Genomic DNA, 19,363 nt, shown 5'->3' with positions numbered 1-19,363 from the left:
TGGATTTGCCATTAAGGGACGTTTTGAAAAAGACAGTGGCACTCTAACTGAAACTAATTAATCTAACGATTCCGAATTTACCGCCTGAATCAGGGCGATGATATACCCGAACTGGAATGCCCATGCCTGTCGAACCCTACCAGAAACACTGGGCGGTGATGGGTCATCTGGATGTCCTGGTGCGTGGTCGGGCATCAGCATGTGCGGGTATTCCACATCTCGGAGGATCTGCGCAACTCTGTGCATGTCCAGATGCCCCTCGTCGGGCCACACCTCTTGGAAGTTGTACAATCCGCCACGAATGTTACGAAAGTGAATGTTGAAAAGTTTCTTTTGCTCGCCAAAATACCGTAGAATTTCGTAGAACTCAGTCCCTGGATCCTCTAAACCCTCTGAAACTGTGCCACAGCAGAAATTAAAACCGTGATACGGACTATCCACAATTTCAGCGAAACGTTTCAAGCCATCAAAAATCGGATAATTCCATCGTTCAACACCCCTCAGCACAGGGGCAGGCGGATCGTTCGGATGGCACGCCATCTGGACTCGGTTTGCTTCAGCGACTGGAATCACACGCTCGAGGAAATACGTGATCCGATCAAATGCTTCTTCGCGATGCACCTCACCCGCTTCTGACAGCGTTTCGTTATCGTACTTGGAAAAATCGAAAGTGCTGTAACTTGAGCCACCACGTCCAAGTGTGCTCTCTGTGCGCTGATGGTTTAGGATGCAAAAATTGTAATTTAATCCTCGCAATCCAGCTGCTGCGGCGTTCTCGATCATTTTGCAAACGGCATCAATATCCCGATCGCGCTGGGGATCTTCGGCAAGCGTAATACTCCTTGGAAGCCCGATATGAATCATCTCAAGACTAACACCCGCTTCCGCCGCTTCTGCTTTGTGTCGAACCAATGTGTCGGTTTCGGTGTTTTCAACGGACGCATCCATGTGCGTTACCCCGTGGCGCACAAGGAATGCCAACTCTTTAGGAGATGTTCCGATACCTTGAACACCGACGTGCATCGTCGCCTTTTTGTGGGGTTGTTTCTCAGGTTTATTCATCGTTTTGTTCTCCTTTGACAATTGAATGGGCCGTATCAATTGTCGGATTAAAACGGTATCTGCACATTCTAACATACCTAAAAAACGAAGTCAATTCAAAATGAGACAGGCTAAGATTGGTAATTGACAATTTCTAAGCGGCGTGTTAAGTTAATACCAATCTTTTGGACCCAATTCTGTGTGACAAACTCAGCTGAAAAGGAGAACTGTTCATGGAAAAAGAGATTAGAAACGACATCAAAGGTATTGATCGATTTATATTTGAAACCGGATCGGACCGGGAACAACTCCACCTTCATATCTCCGAAGTCGGACCTGGGAAGCGAGCGCATCCACCACATACACACGAAGGTCAAGAAATTTTCTATGTATTTTCTGGTGAAGGCGAAGTTTTGTTTGGGGATCAGACGCACCGTGTCAGCGACAACGAAGCTGTCCATGTCGATTGTCAAGTTTTACACGGCATACGCAATGTCGGTGAGACACCCCTCCGTTATGCCGTGATTATTGCCAAATGAATGTGTCGCAATCACGCGCGGTTTCTAACCGCGCTTTGCACAATTCACATGGACTCTATTCCGAAGACTCTACAGGCAGTCCCTCCGAGAGTAATTTATAAATCCCATACACCCCGACAGAGATTAAGACAATTCCAACAGCTGCTAAGCCGCGCCGCACCCAAATCGGTTGTAAGAAGATCGGCAAATTGACAGTGAACCACCGGGGTTGTAAGAGTTTGGACAGCGCAATGCCGAAATACAATGCTCCATAAGCGACGAGACCAATGTCGCTCGCTAATTCCTGCTTTCGAGGTGTGACAGGCAGTTTGAATGGGTTTAGGAGATAATCACCAGAGAAGATGAGAGCGATTCCTACAAGCAGAAAGATGGAAAGTATTGCGGTTGAATACCCTGAACCCCGGAGTGTTATCAACAAACCGATACTGAAACACCCCAATATGAGGCTCATTACCCCTTGCATAATTTGATAGTTTCTATTTCGCGAGACCATGTTTGCTCCAACTGTGGAATCAACCTATTTATTGGGTAATTTACGCGGCAGAAGATCCAAGTCGAATCCGCGGGTCAACCAGCGTGTAACTGATGTCGGTGAGTAAGAGACCAACAATGTATAGCACAGAACCCATATAAACCATACTTCGCACAATCGCGAAATCCTGTGCGTGGATAGCTTCTATCGTAAAACCTCCAAGCCCCGGAATTGCGAAAAACGCTTCCATCACCAAACTTCCCATAAAAAGCAACGGAATTACCAAGACCACATTCGTCAGTATCGGAATCATTGCGTTCTTCAGAGTGTGTTTAAAGAGAACAACTGCTTCACTCAATCCTTTTGCGCGTGCTGTCCGGACATAGTCCCGATTCACTTCTTCAAGAAAGATCGTTCGGTAAAAACGGATACCGGTGCCGACACCACCAATAATGCCGATAACCACTGGCAGAATAACGAACTTTAACATGTCTGCACCCGTATCATATCCAGAGATTGGAAAGAGACGTAATATTTTTCCGAACACCCATTGCCCGCCAATAATATAGAACAGTGTTGAGACAGACATGAGAATAACCGCAACGATTGTACCCCAGAAATCGACGTAGGTTGCCCGATAATAAGCGACAATCATTGAAACGGTGATGTTTACCAGAACACCAATCAGAAAGGTCGGGAGTGCAATCGCAAGACTCGCCCACATTCGTTGAGAAATCTGTGCAGTGATGTCAATATTGTTGGCATCCGATGTTCCAAAATCGAAGAAAAAGAGTTTAACCGATTTCTGGAAGAAGATGGTTTGTGTCAAAGACTCGGTTCCAGATGCCTTGGTATTGAACCAGAGGGGCAGATGGTAGCCGTTTTGTTTCTTCCAATTGTCAATATCTTCCTGTGTAATGTTCTTCTCACCGAGAATTCGTTGTGCCATTAGGTCGGGAGAACTGATGACAAAGAAAAGTAGAAATACAGTGATGTTCACACCGATCAAGATTGGGATTGCGTAAAGGGTCCGTCGAATAATATAACTGATCATTTTTTAATTATGCCTTGTGTCCATAAATTAAGAACCCCGTTCCCGTTTCCAAATTGTGATTACAGCCGGAATAGTGCCTAAAATGAGAAGAGCAATACATGCCCATAGGGGCCAGACGATGGGTTGATTCCATGCCTGCCGATTTTCCGATCGCTCATCAGCATCAATGCGAACATATTTTAGCGTTCCACCCCCCAAAGAGTTCGGCTTGCTGTTCTTCACCCATTGATGCGACAAACTAAAACTAACAGGATGGAAGGTGAAGACCCACGGTGCATCTCGTTGAAGCAGATGGTTCATTTCTCGAATTAGTGCCAACCGTTCTGACGAGTTTTCCATATTTTTCATCTGCTCAAAGAATTTGTTATATTCCGCGTTATCGTAGTTAGCAGTATTTTCACCACCGTGACCGGCTCTGGCATTCGGTCCATAGAGGAGAAACAAGAAATTCTCCGCATCAGGGTAATCGGCATGCCATCCCCATGAGATAATTTGGAAGTTCCCGTTCTTCACTTTGTCACGAAATCTATTGTAATCGGTCGTGCGGTTCTCCATCGTGATGCCGAGTCGATCTAACTTATTCTGTATCCACATTAAGCGCGGCGTAGCACCTGCCGAAGTCCATGCGTTGTCAAAAGTGACAACAAGCGGGTTTCCATTACTGTCCTGTCCATCTGGATAGCCAGCTTCCGCAAGACGTTGTCTGGCTTCTGCAGTGGATTTGCGAACCGGACGTTGTTTCTCGTCATCCCAATTATAGACATAAGAGTTCATGCCCCTCTCGCCCCCTTCGTAACCAAAGATACCAGGTGGAATAGGACTATGCGAACTAACACCGCGTCCATTGTAGAAAATTTCAATATACTCCTCAAAATCTAAAACGATCGAAATCGCTTGGCGGAGTTTCCGTTTTTCCACTGAGTTTCCACCAACGGTGTCGTCCAACATATTAAAAGCAAGGTAGCTCGTCGTTGGTTCAACACTGGTGCGTAGCATGATATTTTTTGCTTTCATCTCCTCACTTACCCTCGGATCGCCTGTGTCGTTAAACGCGACGGCACTGTCAAACGTATCCGAAGAAATGCTGGAAATATCGTAGTATCCCTGTAAAAATTTATTCCAGCGCGGGATGTATTCCTTTTCCAACTTGTAGACGATTCTTGGAATAAACGGAACAATTTCCCATGCATCGTCCAAAAGTCCGGCTTCCCTATCACCGGGTTCTCCGCTTGATGGGTAACGCACCACCCGAAAATTCTCATTTTTCACGAGAACTATCTCTTTGTGCGCGAGGAGCGTTTCTATCCGATAGGCACCCGTTCCGACAGGAAACCTGTCAATGGTGATGTTCCGATCCTTGACAGCAGGTTGACTGTAAAAATCAATAGCCTCTTTAGGCATTGGCGAAAAGAAAGGCATCGCTAACCAGTAGACAAACTGCGGATACTTCGTCTTGAGGATGATCCGATAGGTGTACCGATCTACGATTTCGACACCGGGAAAAGGAGCATCTTTCTGCCCTTTAGCAATAGCATTTGAATACGCGTCTATACCGAGGATATAATCCTTTAGGGTACTGAGAATAGGACAGGAAACGCTCGGATCCGCCATCCGTTTGATCTGATAGACATAATCCGCCGCGATGAGTTCACGCGTGCCTGTCATTAAGAAATCTTTGACCTCATCAAAGCCTTTGACCTCTGATTTCGTTAAGTTGCGGTAACGCCATTCGCCGTCTGCTGTTTTCGCAAAACACGGATGCTGCTGATACATAATTCCTGGACGGATGCGGACTTCATAAACGGCACGCGCCACCGATTCCGCAGGAGCTTTTGTCGATAACTCTTTTCCATCGGCATCGAAGTAGTGGGGTTGCGGCACTGTTTCTGCGGTCAACGGGATGAGTTCGTAAGGTCTTTTCAGGTAGTGGTATTGTAACGGTGGCTCATAAATCTGCTGGATAAATCTGTATTCATCCGAACTGTAGGAAATTGCTGGATCGAAGTGTTTCGGTTCTGCCCTGAATGTGTTATAGTAAATTTCTTGATCGTGTTCGGATTTCGGATACGGATTATTCGGCACGTCACAACCAAACAAAAAAGCTGCTACTGCTAAAATTAAACTATATCGGAGACCTAAAAATTTTAACAATTTTATTCGCATTGTTCTTCACCTACGATGTTTCGACATTCAATCAAGATTCGGACCGTGTGGAGCATTTCCAGCAATTAAAATGAATATAAAACTGTTAACGATACCAAGGGACCGAATTCAAAAGCATCGCTATCTTCATAAAGTGTCTTTTGACTCAAGGGCAACATCAATGCGACAGACACAGGGATGTTATAGGGCGTTGCAATTGAGGCACCAACGGAGGCCATGCTGAAAAGGAGGCCGGTATTGATATCCAGTTCTCTTGCCCAATACGCATAGGACTGATAAAAGCCGAGGTAGCCTGCTTGTAGCGAGAGCCAGTCACTGAAACGATAATTCAGACCACCTGTGTAGGTAAGTTCCCGAGAGGCGCGGTAGGTTTTGCTGTTTTCATAGAACGGCAATTTCCCGCGGATGCTGGCGTTCGCACCCAACCCTTCGTAGAGCGGAAGGCTGTAATGCAAGTCTACAATCGGGTTGAAGGTGCCGGTGCCGAACTGTATATGGAGATGCTCGAGTCCTGCAGCTCCTAACTTCCATGGATCTTCTTCAGTCTTACCAAATGGAATTGTGGTTCCGACCCGTCCTGTAAAAAAGTCGTCCTCCTTAAAGATCCCATGAACATGATGCGTCAATAGAACATCGGCATCGGCGAGTCCGGTATAGGTTTCGTTTCGGTGATGGTTGTTTCCATTACGTATAATCGCGTCCCATTGTTCGGGTGTGACGGGATCAATCTGTTCGACAGTTGCCTCTTGGGCTTTGGTCTCGTAGGGGACATTCGCTTCAAGCATCCATTGGGAACCGATCTGATACTTCAAGCCAATATCAACGCGAAATATGTTTAGTTTAACGTGGTGTCGGTGGAGCGGCACGCCTATGACGTTTCCATCTGGTGAGACGCCTTCTGTTTCTACGTGTCCACCCTGTGCATCGAACCATCGCATCATACTGACATTACCCTGAAATCGCTTCATCTCTTCTGAAGTCAGACTGACTTCACCAATCCAGCCGCGTGGAATTGCAGGATTGCTTCACGCGCCTCAGCTTTCTTGGACAAAACCGAGAGGTGAAAAGATGAATTGGAAGCAGAGTAGTAGGAAAACAAATCTTGCGATCATAGAGGATTTCCATCCGTTTCCAGGTTAAGCCATTCCATTTCAGCATCGGAAAGTTCAAGTGCCATCGCACCGAGTGAGGAATCCATCTCACTTAAGGCTACGGGTCCAATAATTGGAAAAACCGGAAATGGAATATTCAAGCAGTATGCGAGGGAGACCTGAATCGCCGAATAGCCGTATTTGTCACCTAATTTCTTTGCGCGTGCGAGTCTTTCAAAATTGCCGTCGTTGTAATAGACGCGCACCATATCTCCGTTTTCGCGGTTCTCCGGTGTAAACGCACCGCTAAAGAAACCTCGTGCTTGTGAAGACCAAGGCATCAGAGGGAACTGACTCTCTTTATGCCATTCGCGAGCCGCAGCGTCGACACAGACACAACCACCCCACATCGGTTCCATCGGCACAGCGAGACTAATGTTATTGCTGCAAGAGACGAAGCCTGCCAATCCATTTTCGGCGGCATAGGTGTTGGCATCAATAATGCGCTGAGGTTCCCAATTAGAAGCAGCAGCCGCGCGGATGCGTCCTGCGCCGATCTCGTCGTTCAGGTAATCAATGATGGTTTCAACGGGAATCACAGGGTCGTCACGATGGAGCATGTAGAGGTCGATATAATCGGTGTGAAGTCGGATGAGACTTTCATCAAGATCGCTTTTGAGTTCTTCGGGGGAGAGACGTGGACGCGGTACTCTGCCTTGTGGATGCCCACCTTTGTCAATGAGGAAGACTTCGTCTCGGTTACCGCGTTGCCGCATCCAGAGACCGATAAGCATTTCACTATCGCCGCCACCATAACCGTGGGCTGTGTCAAGGGAATTTCCACCGGCTTCAAAGAAAGCGTCGATCATTTCGGTGCTATAGTCGAATTTTACAGGCGAAAATATCATGGTCCCCAGAATCAGGTGTGAGATGTCTTTACTGACTCCGGGAATTTTTATGTACTTCATTACAAACGGTTCCTTTTTATTTGGGCATACAGGTCGCGCCCTTTGTCGTTACAGAGTATAGGGAAATTATAGCAGATTTCCAATCCAAAATCCAGAAGAAAATGTGTTAATACGGGGAAACTTATAGTGGGTGCGGAGGCATGATGGAAATACCTAAATATTTAACCAAACCTTACGAAATCTCACCTATTGGTTTGGTAGGACGACGAAAACGTTGAGGAAAGGACAGCGAAGTTTGATAATATGTTTGACACTAATCCGATAAATCGCATAAAATTTCAGTTACGAGAAACCAGAGATTGGAGGGAAACCGATGAAAATCACAGGCTTTGAATACCGAACCATCTCCATCCCATTTATCCCAGCGATACAGGAACATTCGGGAATGGATTACCCGACCACCTTGGTTTGGGTGCATACAGATGAAGGACTGACAGGATTGGGTGAGAGCAATTCCCTAAACAGCGATATTACAGATCAAGCTGACCAGATTGCCGAAAGATACGTCGGCAAAAATCTTTGGGAGATTGACCTCGCCTCCGAGTCATTCGTTTTTCAATGTGCTTTTTATGATTTGGCAGGACAGGCATTGGGGGTGCCTGCGCATAAACTAATCGGTGAGAAATATAGGGATAGTGTTGAACTCGCCTACTGGTCGCCACCAATGCCAGCGGAAGCGACAGCGGCAGAGGCGGAACGCGCCGCGAACATGGGTTTTCGGGTGCATAAACTCAAGGCGCGGAAAGCGAATATTGTCGAAACCGCACGTCTCATTAAAGACGCGTGTGGACCTGATTTTCAGATTCGTGTCGATCCCAACACGGAGTTCGGAGATTTGGAGACCGGTCTTCGACTCGCAGAAGAGTTGCTTCCGTATAATATTGAAGTCTACGAGGACCCAATTCGTTTTGAAGATTTGTCTTGGTATCGTCGGATGCGGGAGGAAGTGGAGGTGCCAGTCGCTCGACATCTGGGGGCACCACCAGGGATCTTAGAGAATATCCTTGCAGGTGCAGTGGATGCGGTTAACATGGGTGGGAACGTCGCAGGACTCCGTAAAAGTGCCGCCGTTGCGGAAGCCGCTGACCTACCAATCTGGGTGCAGATCTTTGCGTTCGGTTCATGCGTCGCTTCAACGTTCGCGGCACACATCGCATGTACACTGCCAAATTGCACAATGCCGATTGATGAGCTTCCACATATCCGCATTGACGACCTCTCTGGTGGCAGTATGGATCTCTCAAACGGTGCAATCCATCTATCAGATGCACCCGGATTAGGCATCAGCCTCGATATGGATGCCGTTGAGCGGTATCGAATTCGTTAATTTTGCGCTGAGAACATGGTGGTTTGAAACCGAAAACTACAGTATAACGTTTTTATTTTCATAGGAGAGAAGTGTGGAGGAAGAAAAATGCATTCCATCTTCTCAATGAACAAACCACCAATAACGTAAGGAGAAACACAATGGCTTCGAAAGCGTATTGGAAAGTACTACAGAAATACAACCGTATCCTGGCGTTAAATTGGGAAACACTCGTATCGGCGCGTATTGAAGGCGATAAGAAGCGGATAAGGAGAGCTGAGCGGAATTATTTCCAGGCACTGCGGAGTGCTATGGTAGCGACGCAAAATGCGGTTTCAGAGCGGATAACTGCAGTGTGACACGACCAATACCAGATACGTGTGCCCATGGAAAACAGAGTTTCAGAGGGACAGTCCGCGTATCGGTGTCACCATCTCCTTTCACTCATCTGAGCTGAAATGCGTGAGATTCTCTTCTAACGTCACTGTTGTTTTAACGTCTATTTTATACAAGGTGCGCGATTTCGTGCCGTGCCCGACGATTCTTAACCCGTTGGCGAGGTTGCTTGGAGAAATACTCAAGCAAAACACCTCGCCTTTTTACTGTCTATTCACCAGCAGGAAATCGGGACATAAATCTCATGCTGTATCTGCTGGCAAGTATGGCAAAAATCAGAAAAATGGGAAATCAAATGCCTCTGATATTTTGCTATAAAAGATTGCAACAGTACGTGAATTCTGATAGAATGGACAGGACATTTCGTCATAACTTTCTATTAGAAATCCGTAACTCAAGCGATCAAGGTTACCGCAAACACCAATATTATGAGTACTTCCCATCTACGTTATCTACACGTTGCACAAGACGTTCTAAAACAAATTGAGACGACACAAACCGAGGCGATTGCACAAGCCTCTGAGATGTGTGCAGAAACTATAGCAGAAGACGGACTCGTTTACCTATTCGGATCTGGACATTCCCGTATGCCGGTCGAGGAGATTTTTCCACGTTATGGCAGTTTTCCGGGGTTCTTTCCGATCGTTGAATTGGCAGTTACGTTCCACAACCAAGTCGTCGGTTGCAACGGTCAACGTCAAGCACTCTTTCTGGAAAACGTCTCAGGATATGCAGAGGTGATCCTACGCAACTTCACCTTCGGTCCGCACGACTGTATGATGGTGTTTTCCAATTCCGGCACAAACATCCTACCGATTGAAATGGCAATTGGAGCGAAGGCACGGAACCTACCTGTCATCGCAGTGAGTTCAATCGCACATAGCAGTGCATCTTCCTCAAAACACGCCTCCGGCAAACGTTTGTTTGAAGTCGCGGATCTAACGATTGACAACTGTAATCCGCCCGGAGATGCCGTCGTAGACATTCCGGATTTGGCATATCCTGTGGGACCTACGTCCAGCATAGGCACGCTTTCGATTGTCAATGCTATTAAGTGCCGGGTTGCGGAACTCCTGACAGCGCGCGGGAAACCACCTGTCGTGTTGACCGGTGCGCATTTCCTCGGTGCGGAAGAATCGGTAAAGCAGATTGAAAGGGCTTATGACGATTATAAAGCCCGCGTTCAAGGTCGTTAGCGCGCCACGATTTTTCCGTTGACTTTTCTCCCACAAATCTATATACTTTAAAGAAGTAGGACGGACGTAGAGGGGTCAGTAAATCAAAGGTAAAATTAAAACATTCCGATGTCGAAAACTACCAAAAGGATCGCAGTGATGGGTGGGACATTCAACCCCATTCACTACGCGCATCTGATCAGTGCTGAACAGGTTCGGACAGGATTGGGTTACGATAAAATTCTGTTTATCCCTTCTGCCAGGCCTCCTCATAAGGTTGCAGACGCTGATATTATCGAACCGGAACATCGGTATCAAATGGTCCTTTTAGCGATCGCAGGGAATCCGCATTTTGAGGGGTCACGCATTGAATTAGAGCGCGCAGGTCCGTCATATACTATTGAGACACTGAAAGCCTTGAAAGAATTGTATGGCGAAACGGCTGAACTGGCATGGATTATTGGAGCAGACTCTCTTATTGAGTATAAAGTCTGGCGAGACTTCGATGAAGTGTTGGAACGATGCGTTATGATCGCGACAACACGTCCGAATTACAACTTGAATCGAGTTCCGTTAGAGATCCGCAAACGGGTTACCACGTTTCCGATAACAGGCGTTGATATATCCGCCACAGTCATCCGAGATCGGGTTCGGGAAGGTCATTCAATCCAGTATCTCGTGCCAGAAGGGGTTCACGCCTATATCAAACAGCATCGGTTGTATCTATGAGCCGAAACGGCAGCCTGTAAGCGTAGCGGAGGGCGGATTTTTGGAAACAGATGTTAAAGTTTAAACACACGTTGTTTAACCGCAAGGAATAATTAAAAAATGCAACATACATGTAGTATGTGTGGGACAGTTTACGATTTCGTATGGAAAGAGGGAACGCCTTTACCGAAAAACTTCCCTTTCTGTAGTGCGCGGTGTAAAGCAGCGGACTTATCAAAGTGGCTGAACGAGGAATACACTATTCGCACCGCACTACCAAATACAACGCTGTCGGACACTGAACATGAAATTCTTGCCGAACTCGCCGAATTGGGCGTGCCTCCTGACGATGACACCGACTGACGGATTGGCACAGGAAGAAGGAAGTAGAGCAAAGCGCGTAGCTCGTAATGAAGTGAAGAGCGGATATAAGGAAGGCGCGTCAACGCTCAATCTCACATCGTTTAACCGCCAGGAATAATTAAAAAAGATTTAGAAACCTCGTTGATATTAGATGAATTGCACATTAGCAGAACTTCGGGCACACCCGAAGTCGATTGAAATTCAGAAGTACCTCTTAGATAAGTTGAGCGAGAAACGCTATCAACACGTCCTCTCTGTACAAGAGATGAGTGTTGATTTAGCACATGTTCATGGAGCCAACGTCTGGCATGCCAACCTCGCTGCACTTTTGCATGATAGTGCAAAATGGATGAGTACTCAAGCATTACACAGCGAAATAGAACGCTATGAGATTCGTCTGGATCCGATCGAAAAGCAAAATCCGTCTCTTTTGCATCCGTTTATCGGTGTAAAAATCGCAATAGAGAAGTTTGCTGTAACGGAACTTGAAGTTCTTGAAGCCATTCGGAACCATACGACAGGGAACCCATCAATGGGTATTATTGCACAGATATTATATGTTGCCGACTTCGCAGAACCAACACGGACCCATAAAGAAGTCGATGTCGTACGGGAACTGGCACACACAAATTTGCGTCGAGCGGTGCATCATGTAGCACGTACGGAGATTGTGTATCTCTTGGGGAAAGGGGTGTTGATTCATCCGAATACGCTTCATACCTACAACAGTACGTTAGAAGGTGGCGAGATTTAAAAACAGAGGCGGTTTCCGTACACCGCCATATAGGAATAGAGACCAGGAAGGAAACCACAATGGGAACCGAAAAGAATACGTTGGATATGGTAAAGGCTGCTGCATCTGCAGCGATGAGTCGACGCGCACAGGACGGTGTCATTCTCGATCTTCGGGAACTTGATGGCTTCACGGATTTTTTTGCAATTTTTAGTGGCACTTCTGATATTCAAATGGAAGGTATATCACAAGCCGTTATTGAGGAACTCGAAACGAACTGGGCACAGCGTCCTTGGCATCAGGAGGGTGAGCGCAAAGCAGATTGGATTCTGTTAGACTACGTCGACTTTGTCATACATGTCTTTCTTTCCGATAGGCGTTCCTACTATAACCTTGAACGCTTGTGGACTGAGGCGAACCGGATTGAATTGCCAGAATTAACGATACCCATCCGCCAAGAAACATGGGAAGAAGAGATGGATCCTGATGGCGCACTGGTTTTTGGTGAACAGGAGAAGACCACGTCAGAGGAATAAGTGCGTTTCGGCGAGGCGCGTCGTTAAAAATTTAAAGTAGAGGAAGTGGGGATATTGCTAAGATAGGTTAATCGATGGCAAAGAGGAGAACTGTGACGTTATCGGTGCCACCGTAATCGAGTGCTTTGTTGACGAGATTTTCTGACGCTTCTTCAATATTGCGGGCAGTCATAATAATCTCAGCAATCTCATTATCGTTGACAATCATGTCATGCAAGCCATCGGTACACGCGAGGACGATGTCCCCTGGACCAAGTGGATACGCATCAGCACTGACAGTGACAGTAGGCATCAGACCAACAGCCTGTGTGACAATATTTCGTTTTTCATGAACGCGGCTCTCTTCGGGCGTTATTTCTCCCTTTTCGACCATCTTTTGAACGAATGTATCGTCTGTTGTTATTTGTGTGATCTTTCCATCGCGTAAAACATAAAGCCGGCTATCCCCAACATGAACATAAGTGAGGTAGCTGAAGGTAACAAAGCCTGCGATGAGGGTTGTGCCCATACCACGTGCCTTGCCACTGTTCTCCGCTGCAGTATAGATACGCTGATTCGCTTCCTCCGCGAGTTCGGTCAAAACAGCGAGTCTTTTCATGGGTCCTAAATCGCTCTGTGGAGATGCTTGGGTTTTCGCCCACTCCTGGATAATCTCAAGAGCGATAAGACTCGCGACATCGCCGCTTTCATGACCACTCATACCATCAGCGATGGCAAATAATTGGAGTTGCGTATCAAAATAGTATCGGTCTTCGTTTCTTTCACGAAGTTTACCTGTATCTGTTTTTGCTGCAAACTGCATCTTTCTATCGCCTGGGTCGTCTGTGGTTAAGAATATAAAAGGCTTATGAGTGCTTGTTTAGGAAGGTGCCAAGGCATTCAGGAGAACCACATATTTTCTTTGAAATGTCGACTGCATAGAAAAACGATGAAAGTAAAATACGGTTTCAGAATTCGCAGCGAAATGTAAAAAAGCATATTGGGTTAGGCATTTCAATGATAGAGTATATTAATATGAGTGTCCTAAGTCTTCATTATGCCAAAATTACACTAATACGTCAAATTAATAAATTCACGTAAACTGCGACACTCTACAAATTACGAAATTTCTGGTTTTTTCAAGTAGCAATAGAACCTAAGCTGCTGTAATCATTTCGTCGGAATTAGAGCATTTGCTATTAATGAAATAAACATGTACATTGAAAAGTTATCCTCCAGTCCAAAGCACCATTTTTTCGGATACTACGGCATTAATCCGTGGGATAGCGCGACAAGGTACCACCTCGCGTTGGAAACAGATTTTCATACGCACCGTCCGCTACCCGCGGATATAGCAACAGTTGGACTGATTCATCGCGAAACGCACGAATTTATCCCGCACGCGAAGACCTCCGCTTTTAACCTCCAACAAGGAAGTATGCTCCACTGGATAAACGGCAGCAAGAACAGGGAACACGACACTGCCCGTGCAGAATTCACGTTTAACGATTGGGAAGATGGCAACCTTGTATCGCGTGCTTTAAATCCGAGAACAGGTGCCATTCGGACAATTCAGGGCGCGATTGCAGCTGTGTCCCCGACCGCACCACTCGCCATTGGGCTTAACTACGGACGGATGGCACACTGCCGTGCTGTCGTCGGCTACGCTACACACACGAAATCCAGTGAGGTCACAGCACAACCCGAGGACGACGGCTTATATCAACTCAATCTCCAAGATGGGAGTTCTCAGCTTGTCCTCTCTATCGCTGATGTCATCCGAGCGACCGGGGACGAACGGATGGTAGGCAAGCGCACTTGGTTCAATCACGTTCTGTTTAATACAGACGGGACACGACTTCTATTTTTCTGTCGAGTCCGTCGGGAAACAGGGCACTGCACCTCGCTCTGGACAGTCAATCCTGATGGCTCCGATCTGGAAATGCAGATCCCATTTGACTATCGAGTGTCCCATTTCGACTGGCGGACTCCTACACGAATTCTTGTCTCTTCAGATATATCCGGTGAGATGGGATTTGTTGAATTCGCAGATGGGGTTCGCGACTTCACGCCAATTGGACGTGGGGTCCTGCCGAACGATGGGCACGCTTCATTCTCACCAGACCGCGAGTGGTTACTTTGTGATACGTACCCTCGCAGTCCAGAACGTTTGGCAGAACTTATGGTTTACAATATCGCTGAAAATCGAAAGATTATTCTCGGCGAATTCCATCACGAAGAGCAGTTTGTTGGGGATATCCGATGTGATCTACATCCACGCTGGGCACCCGACGGAAAAACGATTACTTTCGATTCAGTTCATGAAGGCTCCAGACAGGTATATCTCGTGGAGATAACACACGCAAGCCTGTAGAGGAACCTGCGGGACAATGAAGTAAGTCCTTCAGTCTCATAAATTGAAATGAAGGGATGTTTTTGATAGGGTATTTCTGCGGATTTCTTCAGATTCGAGAAAAGAATGTTAAAGTTCAAACCGACGTCATTTAACCGCAAGGTATAATTAAAAAATGTTGCGAGATGATTGTTCTCATGAAAAGATTGGACGATTGCCAAGTATCGTGAGATGTCCTTTTGCGAATATTAAAGAACATCGCGAGGCTGTCGTTCTGACGACAGCTCCGGCATGGAAGGTCGTTAATGGCATTGACATAAATACGCGACACCCTATCTACGCTGATAGCAACACGCGGACAGATATGGCTGCGCTTGCGGAAGCGTGTAAGGCGGAAGTGGTTTATGGCATCGGTGGAGGATTAGCAATTGATACTGCCAAATATGTTGCTGCTGCCAAAGGGTTGCCACTCATTGCGCTCCCCACCATTCTATCGACGGATGCTTTTCTTACCGATGCGACAGGCGTTAGAGAAAATGGGTGTGTCCATTATGTTCCTTCAAAAGCACCGGACACTGTTATTATAGATATGGAGGTGTTGTGCAATGCTCCTGCCTCAATGCGGGCAAGCGGTGCTGCAGATGTTCTCTCAATCGCGACAGCACTCTGGGATTGGCAGGAAGCGGAGAAGATGGAGGCGAACCCATCAAACCAACAACTCACACCACAAGCGGTTGGCATAGCAAGCACGCTCCTGCAAACGCTTCTGGATAACGCACGGGAAATCGGGAATGGGACGCCAACCGGCTTGAAACTCCTACTTGATCTGCTTTGTATGGAAGTCCAACTCTGCTATCAATGCGGACACAGCCGTGTTGAAGAGGGAAGCGAACATTATTTCGTCTATGCCATTGAGAACCATTTAACACCCGCTGAAGGGAGGAGTACCGATAACGAGACTACAAATGGTGAATCGCTTTTACATGGCGAATTGGTAGGACTCGGTATTCTCTTGATGGCTGTGTTGCAATCGCAACCTTGGACGCAGTACCGTCACGCGTTGGAGTGTTTGCAGATTAATTACCGTCCGTCCGCTGTTGCCCGTGATGCAATTGCCGAGACGCTTATCAACCTATCCGACTATGTCGCGCACCATCAGCTTCCATATACTGTCGCAACGACTTTACGGATTACACCCGACATTGCTGAACGGACGATACAAACGATATTAGATTAGCCTCAGGACATGGAGAAGAAAGAGAAAAAAATGACATTAAACACGCAAATTTCCGAACTACATGAGCAGGCACTCGTGATAGATTCACACAACGATGCCATCGTGGCACATATCCGCCGAGGCAATGTCAGTCTCGCTGACGAAAGTGTCCAGAACACTACAGATCCGATTGGCACTATTGCTTACCTACGCGGTCCTGTTCCACCTGAAGAGGAAGCCATAGGCATCCAACTCAATATACCGAAAATGCGGCACGGAGGTATTGATGCCGCTTTTTTCGCTGTTGACGTGACACGCGCATGGAAAAATCATCTCGCCTATGCATTAGATGCATTCGGTTGGTTCGAGACAGAAGTGGCAGCAAACGCCAACGATATCTGTATCGTCCAGAAGGCAAGTGATATCCGAGAAGCAAAAGCAGCTGGCAAACTCGCCGCAGTTCTTGTGATTGAAAATAGTGAAGCCGTCGAACGGAGCCTTAATATTCTCCAATCACTGTATACGCTTGGTGTTCGCTCAATTGGACTGACCCATAACCTGAATACATGGGCATCGACAGGAAACGATGAAGAGGATATGGGGGGCGGCTTGACACGATTCGGTATGGCATTAGTCAAAGAGATGAATCGTCTTGGAATGCTCGTGGATGTTTCGCATATTAGTGAACGTGGATTTTGGGACGTGCTGGAAATATCGGAACGCCCTGTCATTGCGTCACATAGCAATTGCAAAACCTTGTGTCGCCACTCACGGAATCTGAGTAACGAGCAACTAAAAGCCTTAGCGGCTAACGGTGGAGTTGTCGGTATCACCTTTGTTCCGGGGTTTATCACTACCGATGGATGGACAAAGATGCCTCCATTGGCGCAGCTGCTCAACCACTTCGCCTACGCCATCGACATCGCTGGGATTGATCATGTTGGTATCGGATCAGATTTCGACGGCGGGGGCGATCTACTCAAGGATGCCAGTGAGTTCATCAAGATCGCTGAAGGTTTAAGTGATCGTGGCTATACTGACGAAGATATCCGAAAAGTGCTCGGGGAGAATCACCTACGTGTTTTTGAGGCGGCGTGCGGATGAAGTAAGCGTCTCGGAGATAGACTGCCACACCTCATCTACAGTGATTTTTTTCATACAGATATTATCTTTACATTTATCTGTAAATTGCTTACAAGGGCTGCATGGCACATCGTGACGAAGGGTCTGGTGCAAACCGCCGAGCGGTTGAAATCGAATATGATTGCCGGGACCGAACAAGGATACAGTGGGCGTTCCAACTGCTGCGGCAATGTGCATCGGACCGGTATCGTTTGTGAGAAAGAGATCGCACTTTTCAATACAGGCGGCTAACTCCCGAACCTGAAGATTTCCAGCGAACGGAACGGCGCGCGCATCCATCAAATTCGCAACGGTATGTACGAGTTCCGCCTCCTTTTGTCCTCCGAATATCAGGATCTCGGTGTTGAAATGCCGAACCAGCCTGTCCCCAATAGTTGCGAAGCGATCAGGCATCCATTCACGTAACTTCCATCCTGCTCCCGGAAAAACCCCCACCTTTAAACCCGTCTGTGTAACACCTGCAGCATCAAATCGCTGCGAAGCATCTGTGCGCTCAGATTCAGCAAGAAACAGTTCAAGTTTTTGATCTACTGCCGGAATTCCGACTGCATGCAACAGGTCAAAATAGTGTGCTGTGGCGTGTTTGTTCCCTTGCTCAAGGACCCGGACAGTACAGAGCACACCTTTACCCACACGATCAGCGGCACCGCTGAAATACATCAGCAGCTCCGTACGGAACTTCCGCTGTAGGTCGATAGCCAGCGTGAATTTACGTTCACGTAGGACGCGGACCGTCCGTAACATCTCGCGTGTATCCTTGTTCTTAGCGAGTCGGTCAAACGTAATTATCTCATCAAGGTGTGGATTTTCTCGAAGGACATCCGCTGACTGTTTTCCTACGAGCATAGCGATATAAGCATCCGAGAAATGGGCACGGACCGCTCGAATAGCTGGCGTTGTAAGCACAACGTCCCCAAGGGAGCTGAGACGAATGAGCAGAATTTTTTGAGAAATCATCTGTTCAACCGACGACCTGTTTTTCAAGATTATTTAACGCATCTTCAACCAACGCGTCTATATCTAAACCCGATTCTGCGTCTGCTAATTCGATGAGCGACGCACGGGTTGCAGGATGCTTCGGGACAAAGAGGGAGCAACAATCCTGATGTGGGCGTGTGGATACGTCAAAAGTGCCGATCCGCTGTGCCTTTTCGATTATTTCAGCCTTGTCCTCGCCAATGAGTGGTCGCAAAATTGGGATCTCGGCAATCGCTTCAATCGTTCTGAGGTTTGTTAAGGTTTGTGAAGCGACTTGTGCGAGGCTTTCGCCAGTAACGAGTGCCTCTGCATTCACTGTGGTCGCAATGTGCTGGGCAATTCGGGTCATCATTCGCCGATACAGCACCACTCGGAAGGGTGCCGGTGTCGCAGCGACGATAGCCTGCTGGAGTTCAGCAAATGGAACGAGATAAACGGTGCTGCGATAGTTTGATACCGCTAAAATCTCAATGAGTTCAATTACCTTCTCCAAAGAGGCTTTATCGGTATACGGATAACTGTAAAAGTGGATGAAAACGGCTTTCGCACCACGTTTTATCATCTGCCATGCTGCAACAGGGGAATCAATCCCGCCAGACAACATAACGAGCACTTTACCACTCACACCGACAGGCAACCCGCCAATCCCTGGAATTTTCTCGGTGGAGATATACGCCGCATTATGTGTTATTTTCACCCAGCAAACTAAATCGGGATTATGCATATCGGCTCTCGTACCCGTTTCCGTGACGAGATAACCACCAACCTCTGCACTCACCTGTGGAGAGGTTAACGGAAAGGTTTTATCTGTTCGTCGTGTCTCGACTTTAAGGGATTCGTAAGAGGCATTTTGGATCTGCCGTAGGGCAGCCTCTTTAATAGCAGTGATGTCTCTTTCGGTCCGACAAGCGAGTTCAAAATAAGCGATACCCATAACCCGCTGCAAACGTCTCTTAACTTCTGTGAGGTCAACACTTTGTCCAAGATGCACAAGGATTCTATCGTGAAGGCGTTCTACCTCTGCATATCCTGTGCCGCGCAGGGACAGTTTGATATTATTCACAAGTCGTTTCTCAAAAAATACCCTATTTTTGCCTTTGAGTCCAACTTCGGCGTAATGAATGCTAAATAATGCTTCCATATTTTTTA

At 47.0% G+C, this 19,363-nt stretch carries 20 protein-coding genes; 11 read left to right on the top strand and 9 right to left on the bottom strand.

What is annotated here, in order from left to right; genetic code table 11:
• Nucleotides 1-57: 57 nt before the first annotated feature.
• The gene (locus J4G07_03885; protein ID MCE2413123.1) at nt 58-1,062 is read right to left on the bottom strand and encodes a mannonate dehydratase; all 1,005 of its coding nucleotides are present in this window, start codon (nt 1,060-1,062) and stop codon (nt 58-60) included.
• Between the two features lie 212 nt (nt 1,063-1,274).
• On the opposite strand from J4G07_03885, the gene J4G07_03880 reads away from it, so the two are divergent.
• Nucleotides 1,275-1,580: a cupin domain-containing protein gene (locus J4G07_03880; protein ID MCE2413122.1), complete on the top strand. Its 306-nt coding sequence runs from the start codon at nt 1,275-1,277 to the stop codon at nt 1,578-1,580.
• Nucleotides 1,581-1,635: 55 nt separating this feature from the next.
• On the opposite strand, the gene J4G07_03875 is transcribed toward J4G07_03880, so the two are convergent.
• The 5 genes from J4G07_03875 to J4G07_03855 all read right to left on the bottom strand — a co-directional run bounded on the left by J4G07_03875 (nt 1,636) and on the right by J4G07_03855 (nt 7,328).
• On the bottom strand, nt 1,636-2,031 hold the full coding sequence (locus J4G07_03875) for a hypothetical protein (protein ID MCE2413121.1): 396 nt from the start codon (nt 2,029-2,031) through the stop codon (nt 1,636-1,638).
• Nucleotides 2,032-2,113: 82 nt separating this feature from the next.
• Nucleotides 2,114-3,106, bottom strand: a complete 993-nt coding sequence (locus J4G07_03870; GenBank protein MCE2413120.1) for an ABC transporter permease — start codon at nt 3,104-3,106, stop codon at nt 2,114-2,116.
• Between the two features lie 27 nt (nt 3,107-3,133).
• Nucleotides 3,134-5,269 carry an ABC transporter substrate-binding protein gene (locus tag J4G07_03865; protein ID MCE2413119.1) on the bottom strand — a complete coding sequence of 712 codons (2,136 nt, stop codon included), beginning with the start codon at nt 5,267-5,269 and terminating at the stop codon, nt 3,134-3,136.
• Nucleotides 5,270-5,334: 65 nt separating this feature from the next.
• Complete coding sequence (locus tag J4G07_03860; protein MCE2413118.1) at nt 5,335-6,237, bottom strand: hypothetical protein; 903 nt, start codon at nt 6,235-6,237, stop codon at nt 5,335-5,337.
• 140 nt (nt 6,238-6,377) lie between these two features.
• Nucleotides 6,378-7,328, bottom strand: coding sequence for an aldo/keto reductase (locus tag J4G07_03855; GenBank protein ID MCE2413117.1), 951 nt, complete (start codon nt 7,326-7,328; stop codon nt 6,378-6,380).
• Nucleotides 7,329-7,641: 313 nt separating this feature from the next.
• Between J4G07_03855 and J4G07_03850 the strand changes: the two genes are divergently transcribed.
• The 7 genes from J4G07_03850 to rsfS all read left to right on the top strand — a co-directional run bounded on the left by J4G07_03850 (nt 7,642) and on the right by rsfS (nt 12,545).
• The gene (locus tag J4G07_03850) at nt 7,642-8,655 is read left to right on the top strand and encodes a mandelate racemase/muconate lactonizing enzyme family protein (GenBank protein MCE2413116.1); all 1,014 of its coding nucleotides are present in this window, start codon (nt 7,642-7,644) and stop codon (nt 8,653-8,655) included.
• Nucleotides 8,656-8,795: 140 nt separating this feature from the next.
• Entirely contained in the window at nt 8,796-8,993 is a 198-nt protein-coding gene (locus J4G07_03845; GenBank protein MCE2413115.1) for a hypothetical protein, read from the top strand.
• A gap of 465 nt (nt 8,994-9,458) precedes the next feature.
• Complete coding sequence (locus J4G07_03840) at nt 9,459-10,226, top strand: SIS domain-containing protein (GenBank protein ID MCE2413114.1); 768 nt, start codon at nt 9,459-9,461, stop codon at nt 10,224-10,226.
• 108 nt (nt 10,227-10,334) lie between these two features.
• Complete coding sequence (gene nadD, locus J4G07_03835) at nt 10,335-10,934, top strand: nicotinate-nucleotide adenylyltransferase (GenBank protein ID MCE2413113.1); 600 nt, start codon at nt 10,335-10,337, stop codon at nt 10,932-10,934.
• A 117-nt stretch (nt 10,935-11,051) separates the two neighbouring features.
• Complete coding sequence (gene yacG, locus J4G07_03830) at nt 11,052-11,276, top strand: DNA gyrase inhibitor YacG (protein MCE2413112.1); 225 nt, start codon at nt 11,052-11,054, stop codon at nt 11,274-11,276.
• Nucleotides 11,277-11,427: 151 nt separating this feature from the next.
• The gene (yqeK, locus tag J4G07_03825; GenBank protein MCE2413111.1) at nt 11,428-12,030 is read left to right on the top strand and encodes a bis(5'-nucleosyl)-tetraphosphatase (symmetrical) YqeK; all 603 of its coding nucleotides are present in this window, start codon (nt 11,428-11,430) and stop codon (nt 12,028-12,030) included.
• Nucleotides 12,031-12,089: 59 nt separating this feature from the next.
• Entirely contained in the window at nt 12,090-12,545 is a 456-nt protein-coding gene (gene rsfS, locus J4G07_03820) for a ribosome silencing factor (protein MCE2413110.1), read from the top strand.
• A gap of 67 nt (nt 12,546-12,612) precedes the next feature.
• Here the strand turns inward: rsfS and J4G07_03815 are convergent, their stop codons facing one another.
• On the bottom strand, nt 12,613-13,347 hold the full coding sequence (locus J4G07_03815) for a Stp1/IreP family PP2C-type Ser/Thr phosphatase (protein MCE2413109.1): 735 nt from the start codon (nt 13,345-13,347) through the stop codon (nt 12,613-12,615).
• A 390-nt stretch (nt 13,348-13,737) separates the two neighbouring features.
• Here J4G07_03815 and J4G07_03810 point away from each other — a divergent pair, with 390 nt between their 5' ends.
• The 3 genes from J4G07_03810 to J4G07_03800 all read left to right on the top strand — a co-directional run bounded on the left by J4G07_03810 (nt 13,738) and on the right by J4G07_03800 (nt 17,197).
• Nucleotides 13,738-14,898 (top strand): PD40 domain-containing protein, encoded by a 1,161-nt coding sequence (locus J4G07_03810; GenBank protein ID MCE2413108.1) that lies wholly within the window; start codon nt 13,738-13,740, stop codon nt 14,896-14,898.
• A 154-nt stretch (nt 14,899-15,052) separates the two neighbouring features.
• Nucleotides 15,053-16,114, top strand: a complete 1,062-nt coding sequence (locus J4G07_03805; protein MCE2413107.1) for an iron-containing alcohol dehydrogenase — start codon at nt 15,053-15,055, stop codon at nt 16,112-16,114.
• Nucleotides 16,115-16,144: 30 nt separating this feature from the next.
• Nucleotides 16,145-17,197 (top strand): dipeptidase, encoded by a 1,053-nt coding sequence (locus J4G07_03800; protein ID MCE2413106.1) that lies wholly within the window; start codon nt 16,145-16,147, stop codon nt 17,195-17,197.
• Here J4G07_03800 and J4G07_03795 read toward each other — a convergent pair.
• The gene (locus tag J4G07_03795; protein ID MCE2413105.1) at nt 17,168-18,193 is read right to left on the bottom strand and encodes a glycosyltransferase family 9 protein; all 1,026 of its coding nucleotides are present in this window, start codon (nt 18,191-18,193) and stop codon (nt 17,168-17,170) included. The two genes, J4G07_03800 and J4G07_03795, sit on opposite strands and share 30 nt — an antisense overlap.
• A 4-nt stretch (nt 18,194-18,197) precedes the next feature.
• On the bottom strand, nt 18,198-19,355 hold the full coding sequence (gene thiI / locus J4G07_03790; protein MCE2413104.1) for a tRNA 4-thiouridine(8) synthase ThiI: 1,158 nt from the start codon (nt 19,353-19,355) through the stop codon (nt 18,198-18,200).
• Between the last annotated feature and the right edge of the window lie 8 nt (nt 19,356-19,363).

It is taken from the genome of Candidatus Poribacteria bacterium (assembly GCA_021295715.1).
GTDB lineage: Bacteria > Poribacteria > WGA-4E > WGA-4E > WGA-3G > WGA-3G.
This window is presented reverse-complemented; position numbering and strand designations above follow the sequence as displayed.

Bases quoted from the DNA above. Each gene is read 5' to 3' on its own strand.
- J4G07_03885 (MCE2413123.1), bottom strand. From the start codon at position 1,062: ATGAATAAACCTGAGAAACAACCCCACAAAAAGGCGACGATGCACGTC.
- J4G07_03880 (MCE2413122.1), top strand. From the start codon at position 1,275: ATGGAAAAAGAGATTAGAAACGACATCAAAGGTATTGATCGATTTATA.
- J4G07_03875 (MCE2413121.1), bottom strand. From the start codon at position 2,031: ATGAGCCTCATATTGGGGTGTTTCAGTATCGGTTTGTTGATAACACTC.
- J4G07_03870 (MCE2413120.1), bottom strand. From the start codon at position 3,106: ATGATCAGTTATATTATTCGACGGACCCTTTACGCAATCCCAATCTTG.
- J4G07_03865 (MCE2413119.1), bottom strand. From the start codon at position 5,269: ATGCGAATAAAATTGTTAAAATTTTTAGGTCTCCGATATAGTTTAATT.
- J4G07_03860 (MCE2413118.1), bottom strand. From the start codon at position 6,237: ATGAAGCGATTTCAGGGTAATGTCAGTATGATGCGATGGTTCGATGCA.
- J4G07_03855 (MCE2413117.1), bottom strand. From the start codon at position 7,328: ATGAAGTACATAAAAATTCCCGGAGTCAGTAAAGACATCTCACACCTG.
- J4G07_03850 (MCE2413116.1), top strand. From the start codon at position 7,642: ATGAAAATCACAGGCTTTGAATACCGAACCATCTCCATCCCATTTATC.
- J4G07_03845 (MCE2413115.1), top strand. From the start codon at position 8,796: ATGGCTTCGAAAGCGTATTGGAAAGTACTACAGAAATACAACCGTATC.
- J4G07_03840 (MCE2413114.1), top strand. From the start codon at position 9,459: ATGAGTACTTCCCATCTACGTTATCTACACGTTGCACAAGACGTTCTA.
- nadD (MCE2413113.1), top strand. From the start codon at position 10,335: ATGTCGAAAACTACCAAAAGGATCGCAGTGATGGGTGGGACATTCAAC.
- yacG (MCE2413112.1), top strand. From the start codon at position 11,052: ATGTGTGGGACAGTTTACGATTTCGTATGGAAAGAGGGAACGCCTTTA.
- yqeK (MCE2413111.1), top strand. From the start codon at position 11,428: ATGAATTGCACATTAGCAGAACTTCGGGCACACCCGAAGTCGATTGAA.
- rsfS (MCE2413110.1), top strand. From the start codon at position 12,090: ATGGGAACCGAAAAGAATACGTTGGATATGGTAAAGGCTGCTGCATCT.
- J4G07_03815 (MCE2413109.1), bottom strand. From the start codon at position 13,347: ATGCAGTTTGCAGCAAAAACAGATACAGGTAAACTTCGTGAAAGAAAC.
- J4G07_03810 (MCE2413108.1), top strand. From the start codon at position 13,738: ATGTACATTGAAAAGTTATCCTCCAGTCCAAAGCACCATTTTTTCGGA.
- J4G07_03805 (MCE2413107.1), top strand. From the start codon at position 15,053: ATGTTGCGAGATGATTGTTCTCATGAAAAGATTGGACGATTGCCAAGT.
- J4G07_03800 (MCE2413106.1), top strand. From the start codon at position 16,145: ATGACATTAAACACGCAAATTTCCGAACTACATGAGCAGGCACTCGTG.
- J4G07_03795 (MCE2413105.1), bottom strand. From the start codon at position 18,193: ATGATTTCTCAAAAAATTCTGCTCATTCGTCTCAGCTCCCTTGGGGAC.
- thiI (MCE2413104.1), bottom strand. From the start codon at position 19,355: ATGGAAGCATTATTTAGCATTCATTACGCCGAAGTTGGACTCAAAGGC.